General features: G+C 58.0%; 22 protein-coding genes. 9 read left to right on the top strand and 13 right to left on the bottom strand.

The window, feature by feature from the left end; genetic code table 11:
- Positions 1 to 333 precede the first annotated feature (333 nt).
- The gene (locus CKW31_RS23015) at positions 334 to 1227 is read left to right on the top strand and encodes a helix-turn-helix transcriptional regulator (RefSeq protein ID WP_095100499.1); all 894 of its coding nucleotides are present in this window, start codon (positions 334 to 336) and stop codon (positions 1225 to 1227) included.
- A gap of 87 nt (positions 1228 to 1314) precedes the next feature.
- Here CKW31_RS23015 and CKW31_RS23010 read toward each other — a convergent pair whose 3' ends face one another.
- The gene (locus CKW31_RS23010) at positions 1315 to 2541 is read right to left on the bottom strand and encodes an MFS transporter (protein ID WP_256582709.1); all 1227 of its coding nucleotides are present in this window, start codon (positions 2539 to 2541) and stop codon (positions 1315 to 1317) included.
- A gap of 185 nt (positions 2542 to 2726) precedes the next feature.
- Here CKW31_RS23010 and CKW31_RS23005 point away from each other — a divergent pair, with 185 nt between their 5' ends.
- The 3 genes from CKW31_RS23005 to CKW31_RS22995 all read left to right on the top strand — a co-directional run bounded on the left by CKW31_RS23005 (position 2727) and on the right by CKW31_RS22995 (position 5531).
- Positions 2727 to 3182 carry a helix-turn-helix domain-containing protein gene (locus CKW31_RS23005; protein ID WP_095100587.1) on the top strand — a complete coding sequence of 152 codons (456 nt, stop codon included), beginning with the start codon at positions 2727 to 2729 and terminating at the stop codon, positions 3180 to 3182.
- A gap of 125 nt (positions 3183 to 3307) precedes the next feature.
- The gene (locus CKW31_RS23000) at positions 3308 to 3592 is read left to right on the top strand and encodes a hypothetical protein (protein WP_256582702.1); all 285 of its coding nucleotides are present in this window, start codon (positions 3308 to 3310) and stop codon (positions 3590 to 3592) included.
- Between the two features lie 349 nt (positions 3593 to 3941).
- Positions 3942 to 5531 (top strand): bifunctional diguanylate cyclase/phosphodiesterase, encoded by a 1590-nt coding sequence (locus tag CKW31_RS22995; RefSeq protein ID WP_095100494.1) that lies wholly within the window; start codon positions 3942 to 3944, stop codon positions 5529 to 5531.
- A gap of 66 nt (positions 5532 to 5597) precedes the next feature.
- Here the strand turns inward: CKW31_RS22995 and CKW31_RS22990 are convergent, their stop codons facing one another.
- From CKW31_RS22990 to CKW31_RS22950, 9 genes are all read right to left on the bottom strand, one after another.
- On the bottom strand, positions 5598 to 9047 hold the full coding sequence (locus CKW31_RS22990; RefSeq protein ID WP_095100492.1) for a glycosyltransferase: 3450 nt from the start codon (positions 9045 to 9047) through the stop codon (positions 5598 to 5600).
- A gap of 747 nt (positions 9048 to 9794) precedes the next feature.
- On the bottom strand, positions 9795 to 10520 hold the full coding sequence (locus CKW31_RS22985) for an XRE family transcriptional regulator (RefSeq protein WP_095100490.1): 726 nt from the start codon (positions 10518 to 10520) through the stop codon (positions 9795 to 9797).
- Positions 10521 to 10897: 377 nt separating this feature from the next.
- On the bottom strand, positions 10898 to 11425 hold the full coding sequence (ppa, locus tag CKW31_RS22980) for an inorganic diphosphatase (protein WP_003317259.1): 528 nt from the start codon (positions 11423 to 11425) through the stop codon (positions 10898 to 10900).
- Positions 11426 to 11536: 111 nt separating this feature from the next.
- Entirely contained in the window at positions 11537 to 12349 is an 813-nt protein-coding gene (locus CKW31_RS22975; protein ID WP_095100488.1) for a zinc-dependent peptidase, read from the bottom strand.
- A 3-nt stretch (positions 12350 to 12352) separates the two neighbouring features.
- Positions 12353 to 13000, bottom strand: a complete 648-nt coding sequence (locus tag CKW31_RS22970) for a DedA family protein (protein WP_095100485.1) — start codon at positions 12998 to 13000, stop codon at positions 12353 to 12355.
- 336 nt (positions 13001 to 13336) lie between these two features.
- Complete coding sequence (locus CKW31_RS22965; RefSeq protein WP_095100483.1) at positions 13337 to 13795, bottom strand: GNAT family N-acetyltransferase; 459 nt, start codon at positions 13793 to 13795, stop codon at positions 13337 to 13339.
- A gap of 87 nt (positions 13796 to 13882) precedes the next feature.
- Positions 13883 to 14719 carry an ethanolamine ammonia-lyase subunit EutC gene (gene eutC, locus CKW31_RS22960; RefSeq protein WP_176469960.1) on the bottom strand — a complete coding sequence of 279 codons (837 nt, stop codon included), beginning with the start codon at positions 14717 to 14719 and terminating at the stop codon, positions 13883 to 13885.
- Positions 14720 to 14730: 11 nt separating this feature from the next.
- Positions 14731 to 16125: an ethanolamine ammonia-lyase subunit EutB gene (locus CKW31_RS22955; RefSeq protein ID WP_095100479.1), complete on the bottom strand. Its 1395-nt coding sequence runs from the start codon at positions 16123 to 16125 to the stop codon at positions 14731 to 14733.
- 356 nt (positions 16126 to 16481) lie between these two features.
- Positions 16482 to 18002 (bottom strand): aldehyde dehydrogenase family protein, encoded by a 1521-nt coding sequence (locus CKW31_RS22950; RefSeq protein WP_095100477.1) that lies wholly within the window; start codon positions 18000 to 18002, stop codon positions 16482 to 16484.
- A 298-nt stretch (positions 18003 to 18300) separates the two neighbouring features.
- Here CKW31_RS22950 and mpl point away from each other — a divergent pair, with 298 nt between their 5' ends.
- The 3 genes from mpl to CKW31_RS22935 are packed head-to-tail and all read left to right on the top strand — an operon-like array spanning position 18301 to position 20553.
- Positions 18301 to 19650, top strand: coding sequence for a UDP-N-acetylmuramate:L-alanyl-gamma-D-glutamyl-meso-diaminopimelate ligase (gene mpl / locus CKW31_RS22945; RefSeq protein WP_095100475.1), 1350 nt, complete (start codon positions 18301 to 18303; stop codon positions 19648 to 19650).
- A complete protein-coding gene (gene ubiX, locus CKW31_RS22940; protein WP_027897914.1) occupies positions 19647 to 20276 on the top strand; it encodes a flavin prenyltransferase UbiX in 630 nt (209 codons plus the stop codon). Before mpl ends, ubiX begins: the two co-directional genes overlap by 4 nt.
- On the top strand, positions 20269 to 20553 hold the full coding sequence (locus tag CKW31_RS22935) for a YceK/YidQ family lipoprotein (protein ID WP_027897915.1): 285 nt from the start codon (positions 20269 to 20271) through the stop codon (positions 20551 to 20553). The genes ubiX and CKW31_RS22935 overlap by 8 nt, the downstream gene beginning before the upstream one ends.
- 146 nt (positions 20554 to 20699) lie before the next feature.
- On the opposite strand, the gene CKW31_RS22930 is transcribed toward CKW31_RS22935, so the two are convergent.
- The 3 genes from CKW31_RS22930 to CKW31_RS22920 form a co-directional block, all read right to left on the bottom strand.
- Positions 20700 to 21341: an oxidoreductase gene (locus tag CKW31_RS22930; protein ID WP_095100473.1), complete on the bottom strand. Its 642-nt coding sequence runs from the start codon at positions 21339 to 21341 to the stop codon at positions 20700 to 20702.
- 25 nt (positions 21342 to 21366) lie between these two features.
- Positions 21367 to 23091 (bottom strand): C13 family peptidase, encoded by a 1725-nt coding sequence (locus CKW31_RS22925; RefSeq protein WP_095100471.1) that lies wholly within the window; start codon positions 23089 to 23091, stop codon positions 21367 to 21369.
- Positions 23092 to 23226: 135 nt separating this feature from the next.
- Positions 23227 to 23682, bottom strand: coding sequence for a MaoC family dehydratase (locus CKW31_RS22920; protein ID WP_095100469.1), 456 nt, complete (start codon positions 23680 to 23682; stop codon positions 23227 to 23229).
- A 190-nt stretch (positions 23683 to 23872) separates the two neighbouring features.
- Here CKW31_RS22920 and CKW31_RS22915 point away from each other — a divergent pair, with 190 nt between their 5' ends.
- Both CKW31_RS22915 and CKW31_RS22910 read left to right on the top strand, forming a co-directional pair.
- Entirely contained in the window at positions 23873 to 24241 is a 369-nt protein-coding gene (locus CKW31_RS22915) for a CidA/LrgA family protein (protein ID WP_095100467.1), read from the top strand.
- Positions 24231 to 24947, top strand: coding sequence for an LrgB family protein (locus tag CKW31_RS22910; protein ID WP_095100465.1), 717 nt, complete (start codon positions 24231 to 24233; stop codon positions 24945 to 24947). Before CKW31_RS22915 ends, CKW31_RS22910 begins: the two co-directional genes overlap by 11 nt.
- Positions 24948 to 24953 lie beyond the last annotated feature (6 nt).

Here is a 24953-nt window from a genome sequence, read left to right as displayed (position 1 = left end):
AAAACCTCTTGTGGGAGCGGTGCTTGCCCGCGATAAGGCTGGACACGATTCACCTGAGATCGCATCCAGCCTTATCGCGGGCAAGCACCGCTCCCACAGAAAAACTTCACCATTCAGGCAGACAGGTGTCGTTTTGACAGGCGATATTCAAGCTGCCGCTCCATCCTGTAAGAAACATCCGTCAGCCCTTTACGTAATCCACTACGCCTCCCATAAACCCTCTCCCCGAACGCGCCTGCTCACTCCAGCTAATTTCTCCCTCCGATAGATGCTGACGTACCGGTCACCTGCTGGCTCGGCATCTGCTTCTGGAACTAACGGTTGGAGTAAGCCATGCAGCGCATACAAGAATTACGCACCACCTTAGGCGTGCCGATGGCCGATTTTGCCAAGGCACTTGGCGTGTCTGAACAGGTTGTCGGGCAGTGGGAAAGCGGCGAGGCAGAGCCCGGTGTTCCGGCCTTGAGAGACATCGCCACGCTGTTGGGCACCAACGTTGATGACATGATGGACTTCGCCACCAGCGGCCGAAGAATCACCTCTCAACATTGGGTGCCAGGCGACGATGCCATCTTTGACGGCTTCTGGGGGCGTATGGGGTTGCTGCTTCCCGGTGAAACCAGCTGCAGTTGGTATCCCATCACCTTCACGGAATATTCCCAGGTGGCGGATTCGCTGAGCATCGAGCACGCAGAGCCCCAGTGGCTGGTGGTCAGCACCCTGAACAACCGAAAACTGCTGATCAATCCCGCTTTGATCCGACGCATCCGCCTGCTCGATGACGCCGCAGACCGCCCCGAAGACGACGCCTGGCAACTCGGCTGGGACAGCGAAGAAGGCCTGACGCCGGAGCTCTATCGTGCGCTTGGCGAATACTTCACCGACGAACTGGCATTCGACACCAACAACTCACCCGTAGCCCAACAGGTGATCCATACGATGATTGCCCAACATGACCTGACCAGCGCGAAAGTCATGCACTTGATCAGCAATACCCACGTCCATCTCGCAAGCGGCTCAACCGCCAGTATTCGCGCCGCCAACGCCGACATCTACAACCTCGTGCTGGACGCCTACGCGGGCATGCCGTTGGGTATCAGCTTGAGCACACGAGACTCGGAAGAAGAAAACCACTTCTCGCCGTCGCAAGTAGCGTTGGTGGATATCCCGCTGCTTCAGTATCAGGCGGCAGAGATTGAGGCTTCGGCGGAGATGGAGGGCGTCTGACGTGGGACCGGCTTTAGCCGGGAAGACGGCATTTCAGGCGAAAGATATTTATCACGTGTCCCGAAGCCCTCCCGGCTAAAGCCGGTCCTACTGGGCCGCTCGGTCTCTGTTGGAGCGAGGCTTGCCCGCGATGAGCGTCCACATCCAGAACCCCAACGCCACAAGACTAGTCGAGGCCCCTAAGAAACACACTGCCACCCAGCCCCAACATGCATAAACCTGGGTGGCCGCGACTGCCCCCAGCGCACTACCAAGCGAATAAAAACACATGTAAGCGCCGACCAGCCGACTTTGCGCATCGGGCCTTGCCGCAAAAATCAGACTTTGATTCGTGACATGCACGGCCTGCACCGCGAAATCCAGAACGATCACTCCGATGATCAGCGCGAGCAACGATGTTTCCGCGAACGCAATAGGCACCCAGGACAGCGCCAGCAACGCCAAAGCAATCCCCGTAGTTCGCTGCCCCAAGCCTCGGTCAGCCCAGCGCCCGGCCCTTGATGCCGCCAATGCGCCCGCTATCCCCGCGAGACCGAATAAGCCAATCTGCGTACGGGAAAGACTCAAAGGCGGGGCACTCAGAGGCAACACCATCGCCGTCCATAACACACTGAAAGCAGCAAAGATCAGCAGCGCAAAAATACCCCTGACGCGTAGCAGAGGCTCGGTGACGAAAAGTGTGAGCGTCGACAGCAGAAGCTTCAGATACGAGCTTTCAACACGCGGCAAGCTTTTGCCAGGAATCGCCCTCCACAGCACAACGGCCAGGACCAGCATCAACCCCGCCGAAACAAAATACACCGCCCGCCACCCGGCCAGATCAGCGATAAGCCCTGAGGTAAAGCGCGCAAGCAGGATGCCCAACACAATGCCGCTCGTTACCGTGCCAACCGCCTGTCCGCGTCGGGAGGGCGTTGTCATCGCGGCGACATAAGCCACCACCACTTGAACAACCACCGCCATCACACCAACCAAAATCATCGCCCCTAGTAAAGCCGACCATTGCTGGGCAGCCCCGACCACCGTCAACGCAACAGCCGAAAGCAGCACTTGAGTCAGGATCAAAGTCTTGCGATTGAGCAGATCGCCCAGCGGCACGATGAAAATCAAACCCACGCCGTAGCCAACTTGAGTGGCGGTGACCACGATACCGATCATGCCTGGGTCGACACCGAGGCTCTGAGCCATGGCGTCGAGCAACGGCTGGGCGAAATAGACGTTGGCAACTGCCAGTGCGCAGGTGATCGACAACAGTAACGTCAATGCTGGGGATAAGTGGGGAGTGGTCTCCGGGTGAGCTTCGCTGGAGGAGATTTCAGAAGATTCAACCTCGTTTGCTGCGTTGATGTCTAAGCCCACTGGTTCGTCCTTGGTATTGATTCTGGTTTCAATTGAAAACCACTTGATTGATTTCTACCAAGTCCGGTTTTAATCTGCAACCAGTTTTCGCTGCGTTGGTGCTGGCGAGACCTCCTCTGATGCCTGACCGGGTACCCAAAATGACGAATCATTCATCTGGCTACGGCGACGAATGCCCAGTGGCAAGAACCCTGGAAGCCATCGGCGATCGCTGGTCGCTGCTCATCATCCGCGACGCTTTCGACAACGTTCGACGGTTCGGCGAGTTTCAGAAAAACCTCGGCATGGCCAAAAACATCCTGGCCGCCCGCCTGAAAACCCTCGTCGAACTGCAAATCCTCGAAATCCACCCCGCCTCAGATGGCAGCGCCTACAAGGAATACGTTCTCACTGAACGCGGGCGTGCGGTCTTTCCCATCGTCGTCTCGATGCGGCAGTGGGGAGAGCAGCACCTGTTTCAGACTGGCGAAGTGCATTCGGTGCTGCTGGACAAGGCTCTTGAGCAACCGGTGGTGATACTCGAGGTTCGCTCTGCAGAAGGGCGACGTCTTGGGCCGGAGGATTGTTATCGGGGGCGGGTGATTAAGGGGGCGTGATAGCGGGAAAACTGCTCATCAACTCAGTTCACCCTAAACCGGACAAAAGCACGCTATAGCGTGTGGTCACCAAGGCAGAATGATCGAAAAATTGGCTCATAATTACGCAAGGACTTGAGCCATCTATGAAACGCGATGAATCCGCTTCACCTTCTGAAAAACTCACCAAGCTCCAAGTCTTCAGCGCTATGTACAACCATCTGATGACAAGCTGGGAAGACCTCCCGGATGAAAACAAAGGCGCCCTGGGTTTTGATTTTGTCGTCGGCAGCGAAGCAGAGGAGGCCGCCCTGAATCACTTGGCCCGGATGTTCATGGAATATGCGGATTTGTCGTTTCGGCGGGCGTTGGTTGCCAGGCGGAGAAGGCTTGGTCTGGATGATTCGGAAGATTTTGTATTCGCTGACTGATTCTTTCGCACAACCTATCGAAAAGTCTCAATCCACACATAGCCAAACGCTTACACGCGATAGAGAAAAACTGCCATTTGCAGACCTGCCCGACAGGCATAATCTTGGATCCAACCACTGACGAGCAGGGAGCCCGTCAGGATCAAGGATGATCGACCATGAAAGGATACTGCCGACAGGGAGTTGGAATGGTACTGGACAAAAAACCCGCTTCGGCGGGTTTTTTATTGGGGGTGAGAATCATTTTTGCGCCGATTGAATTTAAGTGGAGATTCAGGTTAAGACCTGCGCCTGACGACCGATAACCACGGCATGGCCGCACTGCAAGTGGCCCTCCGAGCGCGTCCACATGACATTCATTCGCAACCCACAGCTAGCGCGAAATAATCTTTACGCTTTGCTGGTTTTCTACCTGTTTTCCATCTTTTTGCTGGCCATTGCGTGGGAGTTCAAGCTCGAGGCTGTCGCTATGGAGCTGTTGGGCTTGCCATATGACGGCGACTTCGAAACATCTGAGCGCTGGCGTTTTATTCTGACGTCGACCGGTTTTGCGGTATTGGCGATGGTTGTGCCTTTCATCCTCCTGAGGCGCTTGATAAATCGTCTGAATCTCAGCTACAACAATCTGGTTGTGGCCCAGGCGCATAGCGACTCGCTGGCACGTCACGATCCTTTATCCGGGCTGCTAAACCGCCGGGTATTTCACGAGCAGTTGGTTTCGCGCCTGGAACAGCAGGATGTAACCACAGCGGTATTCCTGATCGACCTCGACAAATTCAAAGCTATCAATGACACGCACGGCCACGCCGCTGGCGACGGTGCCATCTGCGCTGTCGCGGACACCCTGCGCGGAGCGACTGCTGGCTGGCATGCGGCATTGGCAAGATTGGGTGGGGATGAGTTTGCTCTTGCTGTCACCGGCAATTTCAGCCGCCTTGAGTTAGCAAAACTGGCGGAGAGTATCCTGACTCAAATTACCGGTGCGGTCACAGGTTTACCTGGGGTAGCGTTCAGCGCAACCTTGGGTATTGCCGTGTCGCCCCTGGACGGCACGGCTGCCGAAACCTTGCTACAACGAGCTGACAGCGCCATGTACCGGGGAAAAAACAGCGGTCGCGCCGTGTTTAATTTCTATGAAGCCAGTTTTGAGCAAGAGCAGCTTGAACGCATGCGTTTCGAGCAGGAGCTACGACAGGCCATTGACGAGCGGCATATCCAGCCGTTCTACCAGCCCATCGTGAGCCTTCCTGAACAACAATTGGTAGGCTTCGAGCTACTCGCGCGATGGGTACACCCCGAACGCGGCATCCTGATGCCCCAGGATTTCATACCACTGACCGAACAGTTAGGCCTTATCAAACCGCTCACTGAAAGCCTGTTGCTCCAGGCCTTCACCGAAGCGCGCGAGTGGCCTGGCGCCCTGACGCTGGCGGTCAACGTTACGTCTTCGATGATCGAGAGCATCGACTTTCCTGAATGGCTGGAGCATCTGGCCTTCAGGGGGAACTTCCCGCTGAGTCGTCTGGAGGTGGAGGTGACTGAAAATGCCCTGGTAGCCAACGTGGGCAGTGCGCGGTTGAATCTAGAGCGCCTGCGTGCAATCGGAGTCAGTGTAGCTCTCGACGACTTTGGTACCGGTTATTCGGGGCTGTATCACCTGACGCAGTTAGCTATCGATAAGATCAAGATTGACCGGTCTTTTTTCGACACATCACTGGATAATCAGAGCGAAATGGTCAAAGCCATTCTCGCTTTGGGCAAGAGCCTGCGCATGCAAATTACTGCCGAAGGTGTGGAGCATGAGCAGTTGGCCGATTGGCTGGCCAAGCATGAGTGCGATTTTGCCCAAGGCTACCTATTTGGCAGAGCGCTACCGCTAGCACAGGTGACAGCGCTCATGGCGACGGATCAAACCGCCGGGCCTCTAAGGGCGGGTTGACTCGTCTACCCGGTGGCAGGGAGTGGCTGAACTTCTGTTATCGCTGGGCTGGCGGCAGAAATATTGTCAATCCGCCAGCCAGGCTTTTCGCCACGCCAACAGGTGTTCTTCCCTGAGCATCCAGTTATCAAGTACCACGCTGCGTAGGGCATCTCCTGCCCCGGCGTTGGCGTCGGGTTCAGCGAGACGTTCGCGAATAGCGGCAATCCAGTCTTTTGGCTTGTTCCTGACCCGGGTCACCGGCAAGTCACCGCGATAACAAAGGATGTCCGAGCAGATCACCGGGAAGCCACAGGCGCCGTATTCCAATAACCGTAAATTGCTTTTGCATGCGTTGAAAAAGTTGTCTTCCAGAGGTGCCAAAGCCAGGTCCAGGTTCAAGCCGGCCAGTTGGGCCGGGTATTTCTCGATATTCACGCCCCTATGAAACTCGTGGACATAGGGACGCAGTGCCGCTGGACACATGCCCATAAACACCCATTCCACTTCCCCTGCCAGTTCACGAACCACTTCGGCAATGACTTGCAAGTCATCGCCGTGGCTTGAGCCGCCGGCCCAGCCGACCCGCGGTTTGCGCCCTTGTTGGCGATGGGCGGTCAGGCCGCTCCACCACTGGCTTGGCAGGCGGTTCTCTAACACGCGAATGTCGGCGTTAAAACCCTTCAGTGCATTGGCCAGTGGCTGGGTCGATACCACCAACCGGTCGCACAGACCCACGGCTTTTTTCAGGCGCTTGGCGATGTCTTTGGGAAGCAGTTCACGGGTTCCGTGGCCGGTGGGCACGTCGAGAATGTAGTCATCCAGCTCGTAAACCTTGAAGGCCTTGGAGAATGTCTTGGCGTTCTGGATCATTTCCAGTTGAGGTGTTGTGAATTGTCGCTGGAAAATGATCGTGTCTGGCGCCAGGCGCTCCAATTCTACGGGTTGACGCAGCCAGTTGCTCACAGTGCCCTCGACCAGCCGCGCGGCTTTCAGGGCAGCGAAAGGCTGGCGCACCCGATAATGTCCGCTGCCGAAAGAGTCGCCGGGGTAGCACAGCGCGTAAGGCAACGGACGACTGGCGAACGGTTGCCAGCCGCCCTCGCTACGGGATTCGTGCGCAAAGCCGCTGCCTTCCAGGGTCAGGTTGCGGTTGTAGGCCGGGTCGTTGGCGAGCTGCGGCAGCCAACGCTGGTACATCACCGACTGTTCGCGTTTGAAGCGTTCGCGCTTGGCTTCCAGCTTGGTCGTGTCAACCTTGTTCTGGCTCACGTTGGCTTCGTGCATGAGCACCGCATAAGGTGTCCAGACAATCAGTTGTCCGGCTTGACCGACTTTCAGGCACAGGTCTACGTCGTTATAGGAAACCGCCAGGCTAGCCTCGTCCATTCCGCCCACCTCGCGGTACAGTTCGGTGCGGATCATCAGGCAGGCAGCGGTTACTGCACTGTAGTTCTGGTCAACCTGCAAACGGTGAAGGTAGCCGTTGGACTGCATTGGGTCGCCGACGAATGGGTGGTCTGCCACGCCGCGCAAGCCGAGTACTACCCCTCCATGCTGAATAGCCCCGTCGAGAAATAATAACTTGGCGCCGACTATTCCCACTTCCGGCCGCTGAGCGTGATGGAGCATTGCGCCAAGCCAGTCCCCATCAATGACGGCGGTGTCATTGTTGAGCAGCACCAGGTAATCGCCATGCGCATGGCTGACGGCAAAATTGTTGATCGCCGAATAGTTGAAAGGGTGAGGGTAGCGCAGGATACGCACCTTGGCGTTGTTCAGGCGCTCCATTCCCGCGAGCCAATCCCGGGCTTCGGCGGTTTCACTGTTGTTGTCGACGATGATCAGTTCGTAGTTCGTGTAGCGGGTTTTCTCCATTAGGCTTTCGATGCAGCGCATCAGTATCGGCAACTGGTCCTTGGTGGGAATCACAATGGACACCAACGGCTGCCCGGCGTGTTGGTAAACCACCCGGTTGACCATCGGCAACGGTCCAGCGTGCAGCTCATGAGCCACGCCCAGGCGCTGCAAGTGCGCCTCGACGACAGCCGCGGAGTGCGCGATGACTTGGCTTTCGCCGAGCCACTGGCCGAAGTTGATTACCTGATGCACCAGCACTTCGGCGAGGTGCCCGATGGTGCCCAGCCCATGAGTTTCAACTAGCCGATAGAGCAGGTCATGGGGCGCCAGTTCGGCGAAGGCGGGATCGAAGCCATTGGCACTTAGCGCGGCCTCGCGGCTGAAGGCCAGGGCTCGACCGACATACGGATAACTGCGCAACAGGTCCAGGTTCAGGTCCGGTTTGAATACCGGGTCCTGGCATCCGGTTGCGCTCAGCGAGTCTTCATCGCTATAGCAAGCGCTGACGCCGGGGTTCAGGGCGATGCCCTCGGCGAGCAACAGCAGCGCGTGGGGGGCAAGTTGGTCGCCGCCCCGCAGCAGGTAGCACCAGTCGGTCTGGATTTCCTGCAGCAGCTCATTGAGCTGGCTCGGCCAGGACTCCGCCAGCGGTAGCCAGACCAGATTGTCGGTCGGCGCCACCCCTACCGGTTCGGCATTGGACAGCACTACGATGGCGGCCGCCCCGTAAAGCTGGCGGTGAATGCTTTCCAGACTGGACCGCAACAGCGCAATGTCACCGGTGGTATCCGTCAATACCAACAACACATCCGGTTGCCTCGGCCAGCTCGCAAGCCGCGCCGGCAAACCTTCCAACTCGGCATCAGCCAGTTGCCGGGTGTCCAGCCAGCGCCGATACAGGTTGATATTGCGCTGCTGTTTGCCTGCATCGGCTAGTACACCGAAAAAGCGTTCAAAGGCGTGTGCCTGGGTGCCGTTGAGCTGGCCGCGTTCAGTTTCGAAATCTTTGCCCGTCAGGTGCATCCTTTCCAGGGGGGCCAACGCTTCAGTGCGCACAAAGAACATGGTGCCGACGAAAAAATCCGCGTCGTTGATTCGTTGTGGGTCAATGCCGGCACGTTCGGCCAGGGTGACCAAGTGCCTGCGGTCGCTTTCATCAAGGTTTTTTGTGACCGGCAGCCGGTATTGCTCGGTGCCAAGCATCGGATGGTGCGCCGGGTCGGCAAGGTATTCTACCGACCGGCGGAAGCGTACGGGGCTTAGCAGATCATCGAAAAGGTCATGGGCGGAGGCGTTCGGCACGGCAAAGTTTACCGTGCGCCTGGTGTGCAGCTTGATCAGTGTGTGGATGTTATCGGCACGTAAGAACTGCAGCACACGCAGAAAAGGCAAAACATCCCTTCCGTGATCGGGCACCCGGTACAGCGAATAACACAGCCCGCTGGCCGCTAACTGGTTACGTACCGTATCGTCACGGCCGACCACACAAGTTACATAAAGGTGCAGGCGTTCTTGCAGGTGAATCAAACGGACCAAAATGTCTCGCAGCACATCGGGCTGACAGACATGGATGACCACGCCAACTGGCGGCTCACCGTTTTCGAGAGAGGGATGCTCCATGACCAGCACTTCAAGCTCCTCGATCAACGGGTCATTACGCCGCGTACGATCTTGCATACCTTCCCTCTAGCGTCTGAATTAGCCGAGTTCCAATGAAAAAGTTCTTGTTTTTTGCTGTGACATAAATAGCCGAAAAACAACGCTATAGCCTGATTGCAACCCGCTGAGCTCTTCATGTCAATGAAGTTATCAGCCATGTCGAGATGGGCTGTCGTGATAGGGACTGATCAGAAATATATGGCGGGCGTGGTATGTCGTGCTATTGCCAGGTAGATATTTTGGTGCGTCCTCGGTAACGGCCGTCATGGCGTTGAACATCATCGGACAGGGGAGTGCCTGAAACCCGGAATAGTTAAGCTATCAGGTAGATTCTCGGACGGGGCGGGATTATTTAGGACAATTAAAAAGCCGGCTTGTGGCCGGCTTCTCAAGGACGAACTTGGTTTGTTTTTGGCAAACCGTGCTCGCCTTTAACAGGTGCGCTCAGCAAGCTGGCGCTAATCAGGATGGCTACACCGCTCAGGTTTCAGCCTGGCGTAACCGTCGGCGTCGAGGCGGGGTGTGCTTCGGGCCGGGATGGCGCAGAGGATACTGATGTTCGCGGTGCTTGCCCAGTCTTGAAACACTTTGTTGGAAGATCTGTCGTTGTGGCTGTCGGCGAAATGAAAGTCCCTCTGACGCGCCACGATTTTTTGTAGGAGCGCGCTTGCCCGCGATGGCATCAGGTCAGGCAATACATTTATTGCTGACGTACCGCATCGCGGGCAAGCGCGCTACTGCAAGTTCCCGTTTGCTGCGCGACGCTCACCGAAACGCTATCCCATGCCGCCGCGTATTCAGCGTCGACCACCAAAACACCCAGCCCAAAACACGGATGCCTTGTTGCTCGATCTGTTCTGCCGTGAACAGTTCGTCCGGGTATTCGGCGCTGTTGTGGCTGCGCAGGCGCAGGCCGTTGCCGGGGAGGCGGTAGAGGTATTTCACGCGCAGCATGCCGCCATGCTCCAGGGCGTACATTTCGCCGTCGATGATGCGGGTCAGGCCGCGGTCGATGCCGAGCACGGAGCCGTCTTGAATCTTGTCCGCCATGCTGTTGCCAACCATGGCGACGCAGATGGCGTGGTCGATGTTGATGTTCATGCTTTGCAGTACGTGCAGCGGCAGGCGGACTTTCTTGCCGGGGGCTTCGGCGATGAGGGTGTCGCCGGTCTCCGATTCTGTTTCCTTATAGACCGGCACTTCCACGTCGCTGCGCAGCGAGCTGCGGTTGGCGTGACGGGACGCACCACTGTCGCCGCCATTGTTTTCATTGGCCGAGTCGCACGGATGCTTGGGGCCTTCGCCCGTGCGCAACCACCGCGCGTTGACGGTTAACAGTTCAGCCACCTCGTCCAGCCGGGCCATGGGGATGCCGCGCTTGAACCAGTTGTTCACATGCTGAGGCGTGACCTTCCGGTTGGCGGCGAAGTCCGTGGCTGAGAGATGGCACTCCCGCAGGAGGGCGCGTAGTCGATCACCTGATGTATTCATGACCCCGAGTTTACGGCGCTCGTTGACGGGTTTAAATAAACGAGGTGTTCAAATGAGCGGTGTGTCTAATTGTCCTGCGAGCCCCGGGATTACAGGGTTTGACGGGTTTTGTAGGGCGCTTCTGTCATTAGTTGGCGGCAGGTAAACAGTGCGGATTTTGTTCGGCGCGCAATAACAGGCGTGGAGGTTTGTTTATCGGGTTTAACAAGGGGAGTTGTTTGTTTGGTACGTGTTTACTGAAAAAACCTGATTGTTTTCGCAGGAAGACTAATCGGCGTGAATGTTTACCGGGAGCGTTTGAGCAAGCGGGAGGGTTTTGCGAGGGGTGTTAACGGAGCATCTGCTGGCAGACGCTCCGTTGACGATGCAGCAATCGATCAGCCTTTGTAGGCAGCAACCGATTTGGTGATCTCGGCACGGGCGGCGTCTGCGTTGCCCCAACCTTCGATTTTCACCCATTTGCCTTTTTCGAGATCTTTATAGTTCTCGAAGAAGTGCTTGATCTGCTCCAGCAGCAGTGGAGGCAGGTCGGTGTATTCCTTCACGTCGACGTACAGCTGGGACAGCTTGTCGTGTGGGACTGCGATGACTTTGGCATCGCCGCCGCCGTCGTCGGTCATGTGCAGGATGCCGACTGGACGGGCGCGGATAACCGAACCTGGAGTCACCGGGTAAGGCGTCACGACCAGCACGTCGAGGGGATCACCGTCGTCAGCCAGGGTGTTCGGGATGAAACCGTAGTTGGCCGGGTAGAACATCGGCGTCGCCATGAAACGGTCAACGAACAGGCAATCGGAATCTTTGTCGATTTCGTATTTGATCGGCGCGTGGTTGGCCGGAATTTCGATCGCGACGTAGATGTCGTTCGGCAGGTCTTTACCCGCCGGAATCTTGCTGTAGCTCATTGGGCATTGCCCCCCTTGATTGACCAGACGACTTTGGCTGGTTACGCCAAAAAGTGGGCCGGATTATAGGCATATTCTGTTGGTGTTGCCACGCGTGGCAGCCTGCAGGGGTTAGTCCTGATTCTGGTACGAAGGTTCATCACGCTGCAGGTTTTGCAGGCGGCTGAGCGGGTCCTGACGATAGAAGGCTTTGAGCTGCTGATAGACCGCCGGGTAGGCATCAACCAATAGATCCGGCGCGCAGAAGAAGTATTCGCTGGTCACGGCGAAAAACTCGGCCGGGTCTTCGGCGGCGTAGGGGTCGATAGCGGTTTCGATGTCTGGATCTGCATCGAGCTGGCGGTTCATGTCGTCGTAAGCGTGCTGCATGATGCTGGCCCACTGGCTGACCTGCATGTCCCCGTGCAGCGGCGGCAGGCCGTTGGCGTCGCCGTTGAGCATGTCGAGTTTGTGCGCCAGTTCGTGGATCACCAGGTTGTACGGCTCCCAGTTGCCACTGGACAGCACGCCGGGCAGGGCGAGGATCACCGGGCCTTGTTGCCAGGCTTCGCCGCTGTGCTCGCCGTCCCATTCGTGCTCGATGCCGCTGGGATCGCGATGGCGTTGCGGACTGACGAAGTCGTCGGGGTAAATCACCAGTTCGTGAAAACCCTGATACCAGTTCAGATCGCCAAGGTTGAGCAATGGCAGTTGCGCCTGCGCGGCGAGATGCAGACGCTGGTCGTCGTTGAGCTCGACACCCGGCAAACAGGTGATGTGCTTATCCTGCAGGAACAGCACGCTGTTTTCCCGCAGCAGGGCGTCTTGCTCGGCGCTCAGGCCATCGAGGATCGGCAAGCCCTGACGCACCCGCTGCCACAGCGCGGCGGCTACGGGGCTTTTGGACAGCCTGCGTTGCCGACGCCATTGGCTGAACGACCACATCCCTTAGCGGGCATCCGCCGAGCGAGTCATGCGCCCGCGCACCACGCTGATGATCATTGGCAGCAGCGAAATCAAAATGATCGCCAGCACCAATACCGACAGATTCTTCTTGATGAACGGTACGTTGCCAAAGAAGTAGCCCAGAGTGACCAGACTGCCGACCCACAGCACCGAGCCCAGCACGCTGAAACCGAGGAAACGCGGGTAATGCATTTTGCCAACGCCCGCGACAAACGGCGCAAAGGTGCGAATGATCGGCAGAAAGCGCGCCAGGGTGACGGTCTTGCCGCCATGGCGGTCGTAGAACTCGTGAGTGCGTGCCAGATAGTCGCGGCGGAAAATCTTCGAGTTGGGGTTCTGGAAAAGTTTTTCCCCGGCAGTGCGGCCGATGATGTAGTTGGTGCTGTCACCGATGATCGCTGCCGCCATTAGCAGGCAAGCCAGCAACACGGGATCCATAGCGCCACCGGCAGCTACGGCGCCAGCGATGAACAGCAGCGAATCACCCGGCAGGAATGGCATGACCACCAGCCCGGTTTCGCAAAAAATCACCAGAAACAGGATCGCGTAGACCCAGGTGCCGTAATTTGTCACCAATAAATCGAGGTAAACGTCCAGATGCAGAATCAGGTCGAGCGGGTTGAAATCCATGTATGGCACCAATTGCGGAGACCCAAACCGGGTCACGTGCGGAAGTAACTTCTGAGGGGTTGCGGCGGGATTATAGAAGCAGAATGGGTGGGGAGGGGGAAACATGGAACCTGTTTGCCGTAGGACCGGCTTTAGCCGGGAGAGGGCCGTCACATTCGCTGCATATCTTTCGTCAGGGACGACGCCCTCCCGGCTAAAGCCGGTCCTACGAGGTCGCGCGGTCGCTGTGGGAGCGAGGCTTGCCCGCGATGAACGATTACGCGGTCTGTCTGACGTAACTCAGCGCCTGAATCGCGAGCAAGCTCTGCTCCCACGAGGGAGATTCCTATAACCGTTTCAATCCTCACTGATCGGCAAGACATAGTTCTTGAATTGGGTGTCTTCGCGAAATCCGATGGATTCGTAGACCTTTTGCGCCACTTCGTTGTTGCTGCTGGTGGAGACGCGCATGCGGACGGCCTGGGTGTCTTTGGCCATTTTCTTTGCGGTGCGCATCAGGTGGTCGGCCACCAGTTGGCGACGGGCGTCTTCTGCGACATAGATATCGTTGAGGATCCATACACGTTTCAAAGACAGCGACGAGTAGCTCGGATACAGCTGACAAAAGCCCAGCAGCTTTTTGTCATCATCGGCAGCCAGCGCCAGGTAGATCACCGATTCATCCCGGCTCAAGCGTTTTTCGAGGAAGTCGCGGGACGAATCCGGAAACGGCAGTTCGCCATAGAACTCGCGGTATTTGACGAATAGCGGGGCTAGCAGGTCCAGGTGTTCCAGTGTGGCTTTAACGATCCGCATGGTCGGGCCTCAACTTCTCGATGACAAATGTTCCATCAGGCTGCCGCCCGATGCTGCCGAATGAGTTTAGAAAGCGCAATCTAACGCTCAGTCCGATGGCCCTGCGAGTAGAAAGTTGCCCTTCGTGTTCAGTGGCTCGTCGGATTCCAGACTGTTCAATTGCGCGTCGTCCTTGAGATTGACCCCGGATAAACCCCGTGTGCAGGCCTCTCGCATCAAGTAAAGCAGACGATGTGCGGCCATTGCGTAACTCAGCCCTTCCAGTCGTACATTCGAGATGCAGTTGCGATGCGCGTCATTGAGGCCAACCTTGGGCGCGTAGGTGAAATACAGGCCCAGACTGTCCGGCGAGCTGAGGCCGGGACGTTCGCCGATCAGAATCACCGACATTTTTGCACCGAGCAGTTCGCCGATTTCGTCAGCGATGGCGACCCGGCCTTGTTCCACCAGTATCACCGGTGAAAGCGTCCAGCCTTCGGCGCTGGCCAATTCTTCCATCCGCGCCAGAAACGGCACGGTGTGGCGATGCACGGCCAGGGCAGACAAGCCATCGGCAACCACCACGGCCACATCAATCCCGCCGAGATGGGCGGCTGCATATTCGCGCAGGGTTTGCGCCGAGGCTTCGTTCAGGCGACGACCCTTGTCCGGGCGTTGCAGGTAGCTGTCCCGGTCGGCCGCGGCGCTGTGCAAATGCAAGGTTTCGCGGTTTTTGGCGGCAAGTTGTTCGCTCAGCGCGGCATGATCGAACGGCAAGTGCACGGCATCCCGAGCCTGCGCATGGGCAAACTGAAAATCCAGTTGCGCGCTGGTGGGCAGGCTTGTGCCGGTGCGTCCCAGGGCAATCCGCGCGGGCGTCAGGCGGCGCAGTTCGAGCCACGGGTTTGGCGTGTTGTCGGGGTTGCTTTCAGGAAGATCGTCCATCAATTCGTCACTCATGCCAGATGGGCCAATGCGTTGCGAAAGGCGGGTGGCAGGCTGTCACCGAAGCGTATCCGGCCATCGGCCTGGGTGAAGATGCCCATTTTTTCCAGCCATGCTTCGTATTCCGGCGCAGCACGCAGGCCCAGTGTTTGCCGGGCGTAGAGTGCGTCGTGGAACGAGGTGGTCTGGTAGTTGAGCATGATGTCGTCGGAGCCGGGGATGCCCATGATGAAGTTGATGCCCGCCACGCCCAGCAGCGTCAGCAGGGTATCCATGTCGTCCTGATCGGCTTCGGCGTGGTTGGTGTAGCAGATGTCACAACCCATGGGCACGCCCAGCAACTTGCCGCAGAAATGATCTTCAAGCCCGGCGCGGATGATCTGCTTGCCGTTGTACAGGTATTCCGGGCCGATGAAGCCGACTACCGTGTTGACCAGAAACGGGTTGAAATGCCGAGCCACGGCGTAGGCGCGGGTCTCGCAGGTTTGCTGATCGAGGCCGTGATGAGCGTTGGCCGACAGCGCGCTGCCTTGGCCAGTCTCGAAATACATCAGGTTCTGGCCCAGCGTGCCGCGATTGAGGCTCAAGCCTGCTTCATAACCTTCCTGCAGCACATTGAGGTTGATGCCGAAACTGGAGTTGGCCGCTTCGGTGCCGGTAATCGACTGGAAGACCAGGTCCACCGGTACGCCACGATTGATCACCTCAATCGAGGTGGTGACATGGGTCAGCACACACGCCTGAGTCGGGATTTCGTAGCGCTGGATGATTGCATCGAGCATTTCCAGCAGAGCGACGATGGACGAGGTGCTGTCCGTAGCCGGGTTGATGCCGATCATGGCGTCGCCGTTGCCGTACAGCAGGCCGTCAAGAATGCTCGCGGCGATACCGGAAGGCTCATCGGTAGGGTGGTTGGGTTGCAGGCGTGTCGACAAACGACCGCGCAGGCCCAGGGTGCCGCGAAACTTTGTGACCACACGAATCTTCTGCGCCACCAGCACCAGATCCTGCACACGCATAATCTTCGACACGGCGGCTGCCATTTCTGGTGTCAGGCCGGGAGCGAGGGCGCGCAGGCTGGCTTCGTCGGCCTTGTCGCTGAGCAGCCAGTCACGAAAACCGCCTACGGTCAGATGGCTGACGGGTGCGAAAGCCTGCGTGTCGTGGGTGTCGATGATCAGCCGGGTGACTTCGTCCTGCTCATACGGGATCAACGCTTCTTCGAGGAAGTGTTTGAGCGGAATGTTCGCCAGCGCCATCTGCGCAGCAACCCGCTCACCATCGTTGAGCGCTGCTACGCCCGCCAGAAAATCCCCCGAACGCGCCGGACTGGCCTTGGCCATGACGTCCTTGAGGCTATCGAAGCGATATGTCTGTGCGCCGACGGAGTGGGAAAAGCTTGCCATACAAAATCTCCATGACGCCCCGGTTCAAGTGCGGAGCGAATGCAGCAAAGTAAGCAATTAATACTCCATCACGGCGCAAGGCGCCAATTGCCGGGCGCGGCGTGTCGTGAATGCAGTGGATGGCGGCGTTTTGTGAACTGTTTTGGGGCGTTAAGGGTCCTGTGATTTGAAATGCTTTCCCGTGGGAGCGGTGCTTGCCCGCGATGAGGGCACCGCGATCTAAAGTTAACCGTGTCCAGCTTTATCGCGGGCAAGCACCGCTCCCACCAAAAGCACTCAGTTTGCAGAATATTTGTGTGTGGCTTCAAAAACACCAATGGCCTCCGAAGAGGCCATTGGCAGTCAATCAACCTGGCTTAGAAAAAGCCCAGCGGGTTGGTGTCGTAGCTCACCAGCAGGTTTTTGGTCTGTTGGTAATGCTCAAGCGCGACTTTGTGGGTTTCGCGGCCAACACCGGATTTTTTGTAGCCGCCGAACGCCGCATGCGCCGGATACAGGTGGTAGCAATTGGTCCACACGCGACCGGCCTTGATCGCCCGGCCTACGCGGTAAGCGCGGTTGATGTCTCGCGTCCATAGGCCCGCACCCAGACCGAACTCGGTATCGTTGGCGATGGCCACGGCTTCGGCTTCATCCTTGAAGGTGGTCACGCTGACCACCGGCCCGAAGATTTCCTCCTGGAACACGCGCATCTTGTTATTGCCTTTAAGCAGCGTCGGCTGGATGTAGTAACCGGTCGCCAGATCGCCTTCCAGTTTCTCCACCTTGCCGCCGGTCAACAGCTCTGCACCTTCGCCTTGAGCGATTTCCAGGTACGAGAGGATTTTGTCGAACTGCTGCTGCGATGCTTGCGCGCCGACCATGGTGTCGGTGTCCAGCGGGTCGCCGCGCTTGATCTTAAGGACCTTCTTCATCACCACTTCCATGAACTGCGGGTAGATCGACTCCTGAACCAGCGCGCGGGAAGGGCAGGTGCAGACTTCGCCCTGATTGAAGAACGCCAGCACCACGCCTTCTGCGGCTTTTTCGATGAACTCGGGTTCGGCGTTCATGATGTCTTCGAAGAAGATGTTCGGCGATTTGCCACCCAGCTCGACGGTGGACGGGATGATGTTGTCCGCCGCCAGCTTCATGATGTGCGAACCCACCGGAGTCGAGCCGGTGAAGGCGATCTTGGCAATACGCTTGCTGCTGGCCAGGGCTTCGCCCGCTTCACGGCCGTAACCTTGCACAATGTTGAGTACCCCGGGCGGGAGCAAATCGCCGATCAGCTCAACCAGCACGCTGATGCCCAGCGGGGTTTGTTCAGCCGGTTTAAGAACGATGCAGTTACCTGCTGCCAGGGCCGGAGCGAGTTTCCAGGCGGCCATCAGGATCGGGAAGTTCCACGGGATGATCTGCCCGACCACGCCCAGCGGTTCATGTATGTGATAAGCCACGGTATTGCCGTCGATCTCGGCTGCGGTGCCTTCCTGGGCACGTAATACACCTGCGAAATAACGGAAGTGATCGACTGCCAGGGGGATGTCGGCGTTCAGGGTTTCGCGGATGGCCTTGCCGTTGTCCCAGGTTTCAGTGATCGCCAGGATTTCGAGATTCTGCTCGATACGGTCGGCGATTTTCAGCAGGGTCAGCGATCGTGCCTGCACTGAGGTTGTACCCCAAGCGTCGGCGGCGGCATGAGCGGCGTCCAGCGCTTTTTCGATGTCTTCGGCCGTAGAACGCGGGAAGTCGGCGATGGGCTTGCCGGTAATCGGCGAGGTATTGGTGAAGTATTGACCTTTGACCGGCGCAACGAACTCGCCGCCTATGTAGTTACCGTAGCGTTCCTTGAAATTGACCAGAGCGCCTTCGGTACCGGGATGTGCGTAACGCATGGTGATTTCTCCTGATTTTTTGTTGTGGGAGAGCTGCCATGACAGTAGCTCTGAATCGTGCAGTTGTTCAAGCGTAGAGCAAAGGGGCAGGCTTTGCCGTGTGCACCTGACGGGGCGCTGTTCACTTTGTGGGAGCGGTGCTTGCCCGCGATTAGGCTTGACGCGATCTAAATTGAACCGCGTCCAGCCTAATCGCGGGCAAGCACCGCTCCCACAGGTTTGGCATGCTGATCGACAAACACTAAGTGCCATTTCACCCTCCCTGCGCTAACCTGCGCGGATGTTTTAAGAGGTGGTCATGCATATTCATATCCTTGGTATTTGCGGCACGTTCATGGGTTCTCTGGCGGTGCTCGCCAAAGAGTTGGGACATCGGGTGACCGGTTCCGACGCCAATGTCTATCCACCGATGAGCACGCAATTGCAGGCTCAGGGCATCGAGCTGACCCAGGGTTATGACCCGGCTCAACTGGACCCCGCGCCGGATGTAGTGGTCATTGGCAACGCGCTGTCGCGTGGCAACCCTGCCGTTGAATATGTGCTCAATAAAGGTTTGCCGTATGTGTCCGGCCCGCAATGGCTGGCCGATCATGTGCTGCAAGGTCGCTGGGTGCTGGCGGTCGCAGGTACCCACGGCAAGACCACCACCAGCAGCATGCTGGCCTGGGTGCTGGAGCACGCGGGCATGAGCCCGGGTTTCCTGATCGGTGGCGTGCCGCAGAACTTCGCGGTGTCGGCCCGCTTGGGCGGCACGCCGTTTTTCGTGGTCGAAGCCGACGAGTACGACAGCGCCTTCTTCGACAAACGCTCCAAGTTCGTTCACTACCGTCCACGCACCGCAATCCTCAATAACCTTGAGTTCGATCACGCTGACATCTTCCCCGATCTGCCTGCTATCGAGCGCCAGTTCCATCATTTGGTGCGGACTATCCCGAGTGAAGGTCTGGTCATTCATCCGACCACTGAACCTGCGCTGACCCGCGTGATACAGATGGGCTGCTGGACGCCTGTGCAGACCACCGGTCAAGGCGGTCAGTGGCAGGCACGTCTGTTGCGCGAAGACGGTTCGCAGTTCGAAGTGATCTTCGAAGGCGAAGTACAGGGGACGGTTGACTGGGACATGACCGGTCAGCACAACGTTGCAAATGCCTTGGCTACGCTTGCAGCTGCGCGCCATGTTGGCGTGGTACCGGCGCTGGGCGTCGAAGCCTTGAGCGCGTTCAAAAGCGTCAAACGTCGCATGGAAAAAGTCGCGGAAGTGCGCGGCATCACTATTTACGACGATTTCGCTCACCACCCGACCGCCATTGCCACCACGCTGGATGGCTTGCGCAAGAAAGTCGGTGATGCTCCCTTGATCGCGATCATTGAGCCGCGCTCCAACTCCATGAAGCTCGGCGCTCACCGCGATGGCTTGCCGGAAAGCGTGCAACAGGCTGATCAGGTGGTCTGGTATGCGCCGGCCAATCTGGGTTGGGACCTGGGCGCCACCGCTGCGCAGTGTTCGGTACCGGCGGTGGTCTGTGATTCTCTGGAAGGCATCATCGCTCGCGTAAAAAGCCAGGCTCAGCCCGGCACTCACGTGGTGATCATGAGCAACGGCGGCTTCGGCGGCTTGCACGGCAAACTCGCCGAGGCGCTGCAATGAGTGGCCCGGAGCGTATTACCCTGGCGATGACCGGTGCGTCCGGCGCGCAGTACGGCTTGCGCCTGCTGGATTGTCTGGTGCGTGAAGATCGCGAAGTGCACTTTTTGATCTCCAAGGCCGCGCAACTGGTGATGGCGACTGAGACCGACGTTTCGCTGCCACCCAAGTCGGCGATGATGCAGGCGTTCCTTACCGAATACACCGGCGCTGCCGCAGGGCAGATTCGGGTGTATGGCAAGGAAGACTGGATGTCGCCGGTGGCCTCGGGCTCTGGCTCGCCTGCCGCGATGGTGGTGGTGCCGTGTTCCACGGGGTCGTTGTCAGCCATTGCGACCGGCGCTTGCAACAACCTGATCGAGCGCGCGGCTGACGTGACCCTCAAGGAGCGTCGACAGTTGATTCTGGTCCCGCGTGAAGCGCCGTTTTCCAGCATTCATCTGGAGAACATGCTCAAGCTGTCGAACATGGGCGCGGTGATTCTGCCTGCTTCGCCTGGCTTTTATCACCAGCCACAGACCATTGATGATCTGGTGGATTTCGTTGTGGCGCGGATTCTCAACCTGCTTAATATTCCGCAAGACATGCTGCCGCGCTGGGGCGAGCACCACATGGGCGGCGATGAATAAGCTGCTGCTGATTGCGCTGGCGTTGAGCCTGACGGGCTGCGCCACTGCCCGCACGCTCAATGCCGCACAGCCGGGTGCGCCGGTGGTCTATGCCGGCACGCGGCTGGATTTGTATGCGATGCAGGGTGGTTGCTGTGCAATGGACCGATTCGGTGCGCATGCGCCGAGCTATCCAGGCCTGGACCTGCCGGCCAGCGCTCTGCTCGATACCCTGTTGCTGCCACTGTCTCTATTGACCGCGGCAGGAGTGGGTTTTCAGGCGAGTGGCGGGTTGTAGTGGATTGCCAGATTCCTGTGTGGGAGCGGTGCTTGCCCGCGATAAGGCTGGACGCGGTTCACTTTAGATCGCGTCCAGCCTTATCGTCGGAATGCCGCCCAGACCAAGCACCGCTCCCACAAAATCTAATCCTCACTAGCTCGTGTTTACTTCCCCAACCGCCGCAATTCATCCGACTCCACAATCCGCACCCCTGATTGCTCTTCAAGCGCTAGCCGCCACAGCGCTCTGCCCAGTGTGCACGCTTCAATCGCGCCGTATTTGCCGGGGATGAGCTTGGCCAGCGGCGCTGCAAGCTGTTCCGCCAGACGCTGTTCGCTGCGGTTGCCTACCAGCAGGGAAGGGCGGGCGATGGTCAGTTGCGGCCAGTCCTGGGCAATGAGCGCCTGTTCCATCTCGCCTTTGATACGGGTATAGAAAACGCTGGATTTCGGGTCGGCATTGATGGCACTGATCACCAGCAAGTGCCTTGCGCCCAGCTCCCGGGCGCGTTTGGCGAAGGCCACGACCAGATCCAGATCAACCGCTTTGAATGCCTCTTGCGAACCGGCCTGTTTGATCGTCGTACCCAGGCAGCAAAACGCGATATCGACCTGGCCACTCAAGCCGGGCAACAGCCCGCTCAGGTCGCCAACCGGGTTTTCCAGGTGTGAATGCTCAGGCACTGGCCGACGTGTCGGTGCCAGCACGCGGCTGATGGTGGGTTCATTGAGCAGGCGATCCAGCAAGTGTTCGCCGGTGAGACCGGTAGCTCCCGCAAGCAGGATGTGTTGAGGCGTCAAGTACATAACATTCTCCCTTGATACCGACAGCTTAGTGGCTTGCAGCAGTCTTCGCTTCCTTGCGGATCATCGCGGTGTTCAGGGCGCGTTCCGCCTGGTTCTTGCGCAGCAATTGCCAGCGGGAAATCACGCCCTTGGGTGCCCAGATCTGCGGCTCAGACGCTTCGTAATTATCTGCAACCTCGCGCTCTGCGACGAACGTTTTTGCGTCGCTGAAAGCTTGTTGCAGGTCATCGGTTTCGACCAGCGCCTTGGCAAATAGTGCATCGCCAAAATAAGTGAAGTCCGCTTCTTCCGAGCAGCCAAAGGAAACCCGGTCAGCACGGGAGGCGGTCATGATCAGCGTGCGGTCGTCTTTCAATGCCGGGATGAACCCCCCGGAATAGCATGCCGAGATAACGATAACTTTGTCGCGATTCTTCAGCGGTGCCAGCGCTTCAGCCAGTTCGTCGGCGGGCAGGTCGGCCAGCTCCAAGCGTGGCTGATCCAGCACAAGCTCATGCTCGGCAGTGCCGTGGCTGGTCAGGTAAATGAACACCAGATCTTCCGGACCGCTGCGTTGTGCCAGGGTTTTCACCGCACGGCTGATGCTTTCCCGGGTGGCCAGGGGACGATCAATCATGTGGTCGCGATGGTTGACCAGCGTAATCTGCCCGAAAGCACCAAAGCGCGAGGCCAGCAAATTGTTGACGTAGTCGGCTTCTCGCAAGAACACGCTTTGTTTGCCGTCACCGCCCACCACCAGGCTGAACAACTCCACCGATGGCGTGGAAGCAGGGACTGCCGACAATGATTTTTCCAGCAGTGGGCCCTGCGCCAGCAAGCCAGCTTCCAGTGCGTCGGGCAGCAACTTGCCCTTGGCGTCGCGGATCAATTGGCCGTTGGCCCACGTGCCGCTTTGGACGCTGCCCTGAATCGGAGTCAGCACGCCTTGACCCTGATAGACGTCATCGGCGAATTGCCCAACGTAAGTCGTGCCGTCCACCAGTCTCAAGCGGCCCTGGCCTGTAAAGCGCCAGTTGGTGAATTCCCCTTGGTAGCGGCTGCCATCGGCACCGATCAGTTCGCCTTTGCCATTGAGTGCGCCAGCTCTGAACTGGCCGACCCACACGTCGCCATCGCTGTTTTCATAGCGGCCGCGACCATCCAGCTGGTTGTTGCGAAAGCCCCCGACGTATTGATCGCCTTCGGCACTGGTAAAGCTGCCGTTGCCTTCCAGCTTGCCGTTGACGAATTTGCCGCTGAACTGGTTACCGCTGGCGTCGCTGCGCAGGCCTTCGCCGTTGGGCTTGCCGCGGGCAAACATGCCTTGGTACTGGCTACCGTCTTCGAGTTCGATACGGCCCAGCCCTTCGTACTGGTCGGCCTTGAAGGCGCCGCGATAAGTCAGGCCCTTCTCTTTGAGTGTGCCTTCGCCGTCGCGGCGTCCCTGTTTGAAACCGCCGACATAAACGCCGCTGTGAGTGATCAGTGTGCCTTGACCCTCGAACAGGCCGTTGGCGAAGCCGCCCTTATAAGTGTCGCCATTGCTCGCGTGCCATTCGCCGTGGCCCTGCCACAGACCGTCGTGAAACTCCCCGGCATACCAACTCCCGTTGGGGTAGTCGATACGACCCTGGCCCTGCAGCAAGCCATTGACCACGTCACCGCGATAGCGCCCGCCGTCGGGCAGGCGCGCATCAGGCGGGGACAGCGGTTCGCCCTCTCCGCAAGCAGCGAGAAGAAAAGTCAGAGCCAAAGGAGCAAGCGCGCGCATGGTCAATCCCGAGCAAGATGATTTCAGGCGTGCAGGTGACGATCAGGGGCGTTATGTGCACAGCCGCAGGGAGTATGCCGCAGCGAGTATTAGCGATGAAACAGTCTGTTACGACTGTTTCATGTTTTGGTTGTGTTACACGAAGCACAACGACAAAGGTTCGGCGATGAATGCAGGCTTTTCCTGTCCTTCGATTTCCAGTGTGGCCGTGGCTTTGAGCAGCCATTGACCGGGTTTTTTCTCGGTTACTTCTGTCAGCGCGACTTTTAGACGAACGCGTGAATCGACTTTGACTGGCTGGATGAAGCGAACGCTGTCCAGCCCATAGTTGACCACCATTTTCAAACCTTCAGGCAGCACCAGCAGGTCCTCCATTAGTTTGGGGATCAACGATAACGACAGGAAGCCATGGGCGATGGTCCCGCCAAATGGCGTCTGTGCAGCCTTGACCCGGTCGACGTGAATAAACTGGAAATCGCCCGTGGCTTCAGCGAATAAATTAATGCGTTCCTGATCGATGGTCAGCCAATCGGAATGTCCCAATTCCTTGCCAATGTAGTCCTTAAGTTCTGCAACAGGTACGAAAGGCATGTCCACTCTCCTTGTTTCTACTGACGTTGTTGTCGCTTTTTACGTTTTATTGCGTAGGATTTTGCCTGCGCTTGCGACACCAAGATCAGCAGAGAGAGTGGGATTGGTCAAGGAAGCCTAACGTCGCGAATGCCCGTCCATAGCTGTACAAGGTGCTTATAATGGCCCCGCGAATCTGCTGGAGCGTTCTATGTTGTTAAGGGGCCTGACCTGGCTGGTGCTGTTTCAATTACTCGGCACTGCGCTGAATCATTTGTTCTTGTCCATATTGCCGGGGCCAATCATTGGCCTGGTGCTGTTGCTGGCATTCCTCATGGTGCGCGGCGAAGTCAGTGAGCCCATCAGTCTGGCTGCCAGCAGTCTGCTGCGTTACCTGCCACTTCTATTGGTGCCACCAGCAGTGGGCGTGATGGTCTACGCGGCGGCGATTGCCGAAGACTTTTGGGCGATTGTCGGTGCGCTGGTGCTGTCGCTGCTGATTTCCCTGACTTTTGCCGGATGGCTGATGCAGAAACTGATCGAGCGACAGGCCCGTGCCGGGAGGAATCATGACGTTTGATTGGCAGGGTGCCGGGATGTCGGTGATCCATCATCCATTGTTTGGTATCGCAATCACCTTGGGCGCTTATCAGATGGCGCTGGCCGCTTATGAGAAGACTCGTCTGGTGTTTCTGCAGCCGGTGTTGATCTCCATGCTGGTGTTGATTGGCGTGCTGACCGCCTGTGGCGTGGGTTATACGGAGTACCGCAAGAGCACGGAAATCCTCAGCGTGCTGCTGGGTCCGGCGACCGTTGCTCTGGCCGTGCCCCTTTATTTGAATTTGCGTCGAATTCGTCAGTTGTTGTGGCCGACCTTAACTACGCTGGTAGTGGGCGGTGTATTCGCCACCGGGTTGTGCCTGTTGCTGGGCGTGTGGTTCGGCGCCGATCACATGATTTTGATGACCATGGCACCGAAGTCAGTCACTTCACCGATTGCCATGCTGGTGGCTGAGCAGATCGGCGGCGTTGCGGCGTTGGCCGCGGTGTTTGTGCTGATCACTGGCGTGCTTGGCGCTATATTCGGGCCAGGCTTGCTGACGCTGGCGCGTGTCGATAATCCTGCTGCGCGGGGCATGGCGCTGGGCCTGACGGCGCATGCTGTCGGGACTTCAATCGCGTTGCAGGAAGGCGAGGAGTGCGGTGCTTTCGCTGCACTGGGGATGAGTCTGATGGGTGTCGCGACGGCGTTGTTTCTGCCGCTGGCGGTATCCCTGGTTGTTTAAAGGTGC

This window comes from Pseudomonas sp. Irchel 3A5 (assembly GCF_900187575.1).
Taxonomy (GTDB): Bacteria; Pseudomonadota; Gammaproteobacteria; order Pseudomonadales; family Pseudomonadaceae; genus Aquipseudomonas; species Aquipseudomonas folii.
The sequence above is the reverse complement of the archived record's forward strand: the minus strand, read 5'-3'. Positions and strand labels throughout refer to the sequence as shown.

Coding starts and splice junctions, on each gene's coding strand:
- CKW31_RS23015 (WP_095100499.1), top strand. CDS start 334: ATGCAGCGCATACAAGAATTACGCACCACCTTAGGCGTGCCGATGGCC.
- CKW31_RS23005 (WP_095100587.1), top strand. CDS start 2,727: ATGACGAATCATTCATCTGGCTACGGCGACGAATGCCCAGTGGCAAGA.
- CKW31_RS23000 (WP_256582702.1), top strand. CDS start 3,308: ATGAAACGCGATGAATCCGCTTCACCTTCTGAAAAACTCACCAAGCTC.
- CKW31_RS22995 (WP_095100494.1), top strand. CDS start 3,942: ATGACATTCATTCGCAACCCACAGCTAGCGCGAAATAATCTTTACGCT.
- CKW31_RS22990 (WP_095100492.1), bottom strand. CDS start 9,047: ATGCAAGATCGTACGCGGCGTAATGACCCGTTGATCGAGGAGCTTGAA.
- CKW31_RS22985 (WP_095100490.1), bottom strand. CDS start 10,520: ATGAATACATCAGGTGATCGACTACGCGCCCTCCTGCGGGAGTGCCAT.
- ppa (WP_003317259.1), bottom strand. CDS start 11,425: ATGAGCTACAGCAAGATTCCGGCGGGTAAAGACCTGCCGAACGACATC.
- CKW31_RS22975 (WP_095100488.1), bottom strand. CDS start 12,349: ATGTGGTCGTTCAGCCAATGGCGTCGGCAACGCAGGCTGTCCAAAAGC.
- CKW31_RS22970 (WP_095100485.1), bottom strand. CDS start 13,000: ATGGATTTCAACCCGCTCGACCTGATTCTGCATCTGGACGTTTACCTC.
- CKW31_RS22965 (WP_095100483.1), bottom strand. CDS start 13,795: ATGCGGATCGTTAAAGCCACACTGGAACACCTGGACCTGCTAGCCCCG.
- eutC (WP_176469960.1), bottom strand. CDS start 14,719: ATGGACGATCTTCCTGAAAGCAACCCCGACAACACGCCAAACCCGTGG.
- CKW31_RS22955 (WP_095100479.1), bottom strand. CDS start 16,125: ATGGCAAGCTTTTCCCACTCCGTCGGCGCACAGACATATCGCTTCGAT.
- CKW31_RS22950 (WP_095100477.1), bottom strand. CDS start 18,002: ATGCGTTACGCACATCCCGGTACCGAAGGCGCTCTGGTCAATTTCAAG.
- mpl (WP_095100475.1), top strand. CDS start 18,301: ATGCATATTCATATCCTTGGTATTTGCGGCACGTTCATGGGTTCTCTG.
- ubiX (WP_027897914.1), top strand. CDS start 19,647: ATGAGTGGCCCGGAGCGTATTACCCTGGCGATGACCGGTGCGTCCGGC.
- CKW31_RS22935 (WP_027897915.1), top strand. CDS start 20,269: ATGAATAAGCTGCTGCTGATTGCGCTGGCGTTGAGCCTGACGGGCTGC.
- CKW31_RS22930 (WP_095100473.1), bottom strand. CDS start 21,341: ATGTACTTGACGCCTCAACACATCCTGCTTGCGGGAGCTACCGGTCTC.
- CKW31_RS22925 (WP_095100471.1), bottom strand. CDS start 23,091: ATGCGCGCGCTTGCTCCTTTGGCTCTGACTTTTCTTCTCGCTGCTTGC.
- CKW31_RS22920 (WP_095100469.1), bottom strand. CDS start 23,682: ATGCCTTTCGTACCTGTTGCAGAACTTAAGGACTACATTGGCAAGGAA.
- CKW31_RS22915 (WP_095100467.1), top strand. CDS start 23,873: ATGTTGTTAAGGGGCCTGACCTGGCTGGTGCTGTTTCAATTACTCGGC.
- CKW31_RS22910 (WP_095100465.1), top strand. CDS start 24,231: ATGACGTTTGATTGGCAGGGTGCCGGGATGTCGGTGATCCATCATCCA.